Source organism: Pseudemcibacter sp. (assembly GCF_965661635.1).
GTDB lineage: Bacteria > Pseudomonadota > Alphaproteobacteria > Sphingomonadales > Emcibacteraceae > Pseudemcibacter.
In genome coordinates, this window is the sequence record NZ_CBFIEP010000016.1 from 71,610 (window position 1) to 77,986 (window position 6,377).

A 6,377-nucleotide genomic window follows, 5' to 3' on the forward strand; every position below is an offset into this window, starting at 1 on the left:
AATTAATGACCCTCCGCAGCATTAACAGCAGAAACACTGAAAAGTTCATCAGGTTCAACAACTAAATCAAAAGCCATTTTCATACAGACTAAAAGAACCATGCCAGCCAATAAGATCCTTAGCTGTTCTCCTTTTAACTTAGCACCAACGACGACACCGACTTGAGCACCCACAACAGCTGCCACTAGAAGGATAACAGCCAATACGACATCAACCGTTTGCGTATTGATCGAGTGTAGATATGTGGCAGCCGCCGTAACAAATGTAATTTGAAACAGCGATGTTCCAATCACAACATTCGTCGGCATATGAAGTAGATAAATCATCGCCGGCACCATAATGAACCCGCCACCGACCCCCATGATAGCAGCAAGTACGCCAACCAAAGCACCAATAGAGAGAGGCATAATGGCACTGATATACATTTTTGATTTTCTAAAACGCATCTTAAAAGGAAGCGCATCAATCCAAGTTCGTTGTCTCCTGACGGACTTTACCACTTCTCCCCTGCGGTCACGAAGCATACTTCTGACGCTTTCAATAAACATCAATCCGCCCACACCGCCAAGAAAAATGACGTACGCAACTGAAATCATCAAATCTACTTGTCCGATCGAACGCAAATAGGTGAAAATCATCGCCCCAAAATAGGTCCCAATTATACCACCTGCAATTAAAACCATGCCCATTTTGAAATCAACGCCTCCGCGGCGCCAATGTGCGGCCGCACCTGAAACAGATGCAGCTGTAATTTGATTAGCCTCTGTGGCCACAGCAATTGCGGGCGCAACACCGGAAAATATCAAGAGAGGCGTCATTAAAAAACCACCGCCGACACCAAACATACCAGATAAAAAACCCACACCGCCGCCCATAGCCAACAGAACAAATATGTTCATTGAAAGTTCAGCAATGGGCAGGTAAATCTGCATAATAAGACTATGGTAATTGGTGTTAAAATAAATTTGCCAAAAGCAACGCTCACTAATGGCAACTTGGCTAATACTAAGGAATCATCCTTTGGGCCTTATATAGCTCTAAAAACCCCTTCCTGCAAGTATACAATCCAAAATTGAAATATCCGCTACAATCATTAAACAGGATGCTTTTTTAAGAAGGTCTATTAAGCAACATATTTTTGTCTCAATCCCACTATAAAAACACTAAAAGAATGACTATTTCTATTGATAAGTAATCGATAATCTTTATCTTTAATGGTATAGTTCGTTATCGATTTAATGGTTCGAATTTTAAGCAAATAAAGGATTTCTTATGCCTTCCTATAAAGCACCCACAGTTGATTATCAGTTTTTAATGCATCATGTCTTTGACTTAGAAAGTTATAATAATCTTTCCCCTTTTAAAGAGGCGAGCCCAGATCTGATTGATGCAATATTGGAAGAAGCGGCTAAACTTACTGAAAATGTATTTCAGCCGCTTAATCAATCTGGTGGTGAAGAAGGCTGTAAATTAGAAAACGGAACCGTTTTAACACCTAAAGGATTTAAAAAGGCCTATGATGAATACGTCAATGGTGGTTGGCAGGGCATGACTGGTGATCCTGAATATGGTGGGCAAGGGTTACCAATGGCCATTGGACTGGCAATCAATGAAATGCTTGTTTCGTCAAATTGGGGGCTATCGATGTATCCAGGCCTCACTAAAGGAGCCGCTGAAACGATCCATACTTGGGGTACTGACGAACAAAAAAATACTTACTTACCAAAAATGATGTCTGGCGAATGGTCTGGAACAATGAACTTAACAGAACCTCATTGTGGAACTGATTTAGGGTTGCTTAGGACAAAAGCAGAACTGAATGATTACGGATCCTATAATATTTCTGGTACAAAGATTTTTATATCTGCAGGAGATCATGACCTAACGGACAATATCATACATTTAGTTTTGGCACGCATCTCAGGGGCGCCTGAGGGAACTGATGGCATCAGTTTATTTATCGTTCCAAAAATAAATATTAATGACGACGGATCACTAGGTGATAAAAATGGTGTGAGCTGTGGTTCCCTAGAAGAAAAAATGGGTATTCATTCAAATGCAACGTGTCTGTTAAATTATGATAATGCGCGCGGGTTTCTAATAGGCGAAGAGAATAAAGGTATGCGGGCCATGTTTACGATGATGAATGAAGCGCGCCTTGGCGTTGGCGTTCAGGGGTTAGCGATAGCAGAAGTCGCCAATCAGAATGCTGCTGAATATGCACGTGACCGACTTCAAGGACGTGCACTATCAGGGGCAAAATACCCTGATCAAGCCGCAGACCCGATTATTGTCCATCCTGATGTAAGACGCATGTTAATGACCAACCGCGCATTTACAGAAGGTGCAAGAGCCATGGTCATGTGGGCCGCACTACAATTTGATATTTCTAAATTTGATGAAAATGAAGAAAACAGAAATAAAGCCGAAGATATGTTATCTCTTATGACACCGATGATTAAATCTTATATGACTGATCAAGGTGTCGAAGCCACAAGTAGAGCCATGCAATGTTTAGGCGGGCATGGTTATATAAATGAATGGGGTATGACGCAATTTTTAGCAGACGCAAGAATTGCTCCTATTTATGAGGGCACCAATGGCATCCAAGCTATGGATTTAATTGGTCGCAAGTTACCTAGTAAAAATGGTGAAGTCATTCGTGACTATTTTGCTATGATCCAAAATTTTATTGATGAAAACAAAAATAATGAAGACCTATCTCATTATACTTCACTATTAGAAAAAGCATTACAGCGTCAACAAACGGCGACCATGTGGCTTATGCAAAATGCTATGAGTGATCCTGATCAAGCAGGCGCCACGGCCCACTATTATCTTAATTTAATGGCACTTGTAAGTATGGGATATTTCTGGGCTGATATGGTAGAAAAATCGAAGAAAATGCTAGCCGCTGGAGAGGGGAATGCTGATTTTCTCAAGAGTAAAATTACAACAGCCAATTTCTTTTTTAATCATCTTTTGCCAGAAACTACATCGCTTAGGTATAAAATAGAGGCCGGCGCTAAAGATGTTATGGATCTTGATGCCGAGGCATTTTGAGACAGTTTAATAAATGTTTTAATCTTGCATCCAGACGACCTATGTGAGATATAAACTTAGCAACAAAAATATTGAATACAGGGTTAGAGACATGAAAAATTTTAGGAATATAGTCAGAAGCACTTTTGTGCTTGCCGCATCAATAATGTTTACAAATACGGCTCTTGCCGATTGGGTCTTAGATAGTAATAATTCCAATCTTTCTTATGGATCCATTAAAAATGGCTTCATTGGCGAAAGTAATACATTTAAAAAAATTTCCGGTAACATTGACGATAATGGACATATTAATATTGATATTGATCTGGCCTCTGTTGATACAAAGTTAGAATTACGCGATCAGCGCATGCGTGACATTGTCTTTAAGGTGGCAGAAAATGCAACCGCAAAACTAACTGGCGATATGAACTTAGAGGCACACCATGATCAAGCAATTGGCACGAGCAAAGTTATTGAAGCCACAATCGGTATCGAACTTGTAGGTCAAAAAATTGACTATGATGTTATGCTTACTGTGACTCGCCTTGCTGAAAACAAAGTAATGATTACACCACATGGCGTCATTTTCCTAGATGTAGAAGATTTTGAATTAGCCGGTGCAATTGAAAAATTAAGAGAGCTTGCTGGACTAGATACAATTGCGACAGTCGCTCCAATGTCATTTTATTTAACATTTGAAAAATAAATTTAAAAAAGGACCTTAGAACATCTAATGACTAGAAACTTCTGTAAAACAGCCCTAACTGCTGGTCTGTTATGCCTGCCTATGCTTCCAATAGCTGCTGAGGCAGATGTCACCCCAGAACAATTTAATTTGCTAATGACGGCCGCCAATAAAGATGGCGGAAAAGATTTTGATGTGCTGGTTGGGCTGCTCATTGCTGCGCATCCTGAAGACGCCGAAGAGATTACACGTGTTGCTGCAGATATCAGACCTACACCACCTGAACCACCTGCGGAACCGGAAACGTCTACAATTCCAGCTGCTGAGGGTACAATATTTTCAGACGATGGCGCCAAGCAATTTTCAAAATATTTTCTTCCAGGCTGGGATAAAGAGATTGAATTGAATGCTCTTTATGCAACAGGTAACACAAGCCAAAGGTCCTTTGGGGCAGCGACACAATTTTCCCGTGAGACAGGCCCTTACAAACAAACTGTTGCGTCATATTTTGATTATAACAACAGTAATTCTGTAACCAACCAACGCCGTTACGGAGTTTCATATAAAAATGATTACAGCGTTACTGAAATTTCATATGTTACAGGATTTGCCAGCTTCGAAGGCGATAGCTTTGGTGCTTTCAATAAACGGTTTACCGTTAATGCTGGTTACGGTGTTCGTGCATTCGATAATGAAACTTTTAAATGGAATCTGGAAGCAGGCCCAGCCGTTCTTATCACCAAGCAGGAAGCCATTGAAAATTATGAAACTGTAGTGGCGGCCTATGCAAGCAGCGTATTTACTTGGAATATTAATGATCGCAGTGATTTTGAAAACGCTACCAAGGTTTTTGTAGGCAGCCAAGTCGTCATTGAGAATAAAACCGACTATACGATTAAAGTTAGCGGCGCTCTAAGCGGTAAACTATCGTTAGACGTGTTATATAACCGTGATGCACCGATTGACCGTAAAAATACTGACGTGATCACTCGTGTCGGCGTTCTATATGATTTTTAAAGACTTTAAGTCCCGGACTTAGGTTCGGGACTTAAACCTGTTCTTTTAACAGAGCAACCATTTTATCCACATCATCATTTGTTGTGAAAATATGATTTGAAATTCTTATGGCATTATATTGCGGTAAGCGTTTTATCGTAATGCCTTTATCACGCATGCTGCGGAATAATTCACCATTATCGGACGTTTCAGGCAAACTGAAACTGACAATCGCCGAACCAAGTTCAGGGTCCTTTGAGCTAATGACCTTTATTCCAGAAACTTTAGAAAGTTCGTCATAACAATATGCTGCTAGTTCCATACAACGTTTTTCGCTTCTCTTTGTGCCTATTGCCATATGCCAATCAAGCACATCACCAAAACCAATAATAATGGGTGCATTCCTTGTTCCAGAAGAACGGGAATAAGCCGTATAACCACCTGTTATAAAAACATTATTCACTTTTTCCTGAATGGATTTTTTCATATAAAGTACGCCAGTTTCTTTTGGGCCCATAATCCATTTATGTCCACTGCAGGCGTAAACATCACATCCTAAATCATGCAAATCAATATGAAGCATGCCTGGTGCTTGTGCACCATCAACAATAAAGAGAATATCTTTACCTTTTAGTATCTCAGAGACTTCTTTGATTGGCCATCTTAGACCGGTAACTGTCTCAACATGACTTAATAATACCATTTTAGTTTTTGATGTAATACTAGATTTCACGAGATCCAGTAGTTGTTTCTTACTTTCAGCAGGATAAGGCATTGTCATTTTTTTAATAACAGCGCCTTTTGTATCAGCAAGAAAATCAAGTCCTGTTTCTGCACCGCCATGTTCATGGTTTGTGGTAAGAATTTCATCACCCTCTGCCCATTTAATGCCGGAACATACAATACTAATGCCTTCGGTCGTATTACGGGTTAAAATAATTTCTTCTTCATCAGCACCCATAAATTTTGCAACTTTGTCACGAACGGTTTCCATTTCACTGCCCATAGGTCCAAAATTTTCAATGGCAGGATTAGCTTCAAGACGTTTTAACATCAAAGAAATCTTATCAAATGCAAGCTGCGGTGCTGGCCCTAATGTTCCTGTATTTAAATAAACAAGTCCATCTTCTAACATCAGCTGATTACGCACTTCTGCATATAAGTCGTTATCAGAAATATCCGTACTATTTTTAAAGTCTATTCCTTGTGAAAATGCTTTTACGGAACCACTCACTAAAGCTAAAGTACTAATACTCGCTGCTTTAAGAAGGCTTCGTCTTGTGTTTAAAAGTTTATTTTGTGAAATTAAATTATCCATTTTCGACCCTTTATTTTTAATGAATTATAGCCCGCGGAAAAATTAAATCCATAGAAATTATTCACCTAAAATATGTAATACTAAAGTCCTCTTATGGGCATGGGCACGGTGTTCGAAAATGTATATTCCCTGCCATATTCCCATGTTCAGATCATTATTTCTGATCGGAATTGAAAGTTGCGTTTGCGTTAAAGCCGATTTGATATGTGCGGGCATATCATCAGCGCCTTCGGCATTATGACGATATAATAGTGCATTTTCAGGAACCAGTTTTCCAAAGAAATTATTCAAATCATATAATACATCAGGATCGGCATTTTCCTGTATGGTCAATGA

General features: G+C 39.6%; 6 protein-coding genes. 3 read left to right on the forward strand and 3 right to left on the reverse strand.

From position 1 onward, the window contains the following. Positions 1-2 precede the first annotated feature (2 nt). Positions 3-932, reverse strand: a complete 930-nt coding sequence (locus ACTF6W_RS01255; RefSeq protein ID WP_438992722.1) for a sulfite exporter TauE/SafE family protein — start codon at positions 930-932, stop codon at positions 3-5. 340 nt (positions 933-1,272) lie between these two features. Between ACTF6W_RS01255 and ACTF6W_RS01260 the strand changes: the two genes are divergently transcribed. The 3 genes from ACTF6W_RS01260 (at position 1,273) to ACTF6W_RS01270 (ending at position 4,744) form a co-directional block, all read left to right on the forward strand. Further along, positions 1,273-3,063 carry an acyl-CoA dehydrogenase C-terminal domain-containing protein gene (locus ACTF6W_RS01260; RefSeq protein WP_438992723.1) on the forward strand — a complete coding sequence of 597 codons (1,791 nt, stop codon included), beginning with the start codon at positions 1,273-1,275 and terminating at the stop codon, positions 3,061-3,063. Positions 3,064-3,154: 91 nt separating this feature from the next. Further along, entirely contained in the window at positions 3,155-3,748 is a 594-nt protein-coding gene (locus ACTF6W_RS01265; RefSeq protein ID WP_438992724.1) for a YceI family protein, read from the forward strand. A 27-nt stretch (positions 3,749-3,775) separates the two neighbouring features. Further along, on the forward strand, positions 3,776-4,744 hold the full coding sequence (locus ACTF6W_RS01270; protein WP_438992725.1) for a DUF481 domain-containing protein: 969 nt from the start codon (positions 3,776-3,778) through the stop codon (positions 4,742-4,744). Positions 4,745-4,775: 31 nt separating this feature from the next. Here ACTF6W_RS01270 and ACTF6W_RS01275 read toward each other — a convergent pair whose 3' ends face one another. Further along, on the reverse strand, positions 4,776-6,041 hold the full coding sequence (locus tag ACTF6W_RS01275; RefSeq protein ID WP_438992726.1) for an aminotransferase class V-fold PLP-dependent enzyme: 1,266 nt from the start codon (positions 6,039-6,041) through the stop codon (positions 4,776-4,778). Positions 6,042-6,098: 57 nt separating this feature from the next. Beyond that, the coding region (locus ACTF6W_RS01280; protein ID WP_438992727.1) for a secondary thiamine-phosphate synthase enzyme YjbQ at positions 6,099-6,377 on the reverse strand (279 nt) is incomplete at its 5' end.

Bases quoted from the DNA above. Each gene is read 5' to 3' on its own strand.
- ACTF6W_RS01255 (WP_438992722.1), bottom strand. From the start codon at position 932: ATGCAGATTTACCTGCCCATTGCTGAACTTTCAATGAACATATTTGTT.
- ACTF6W_RS01260 (WP_438992723.1), top strand. From the start codon at position 1,273: ATGCCTTCCTATAAAGCACCCACAGTTGATTATCAGTTTTTAATGCAT.
- ACTF6W_RS01265 (WP_438992724.1), top strand. From the start codon at position 3,155: ATGAAAAATTTTAGGAATATAGTCAGAAGCACTTTTGTGCTTGCCGCA.
- ACTF6W_RS01270 (WP_438992725.1), top strand. From the start codon at position 3,776: ATGACTAGAAACTTCTGTAAAACAGCCCTAACTGCTGGTCTGTTATGC.
- ACTF6W_RS01275 (WP_438992726.1), bottom strand. From the start codon at position 6,041: ATGGATAATTTAATTTCACAAAATAAACTTTTAAACACAAGACGAAGC.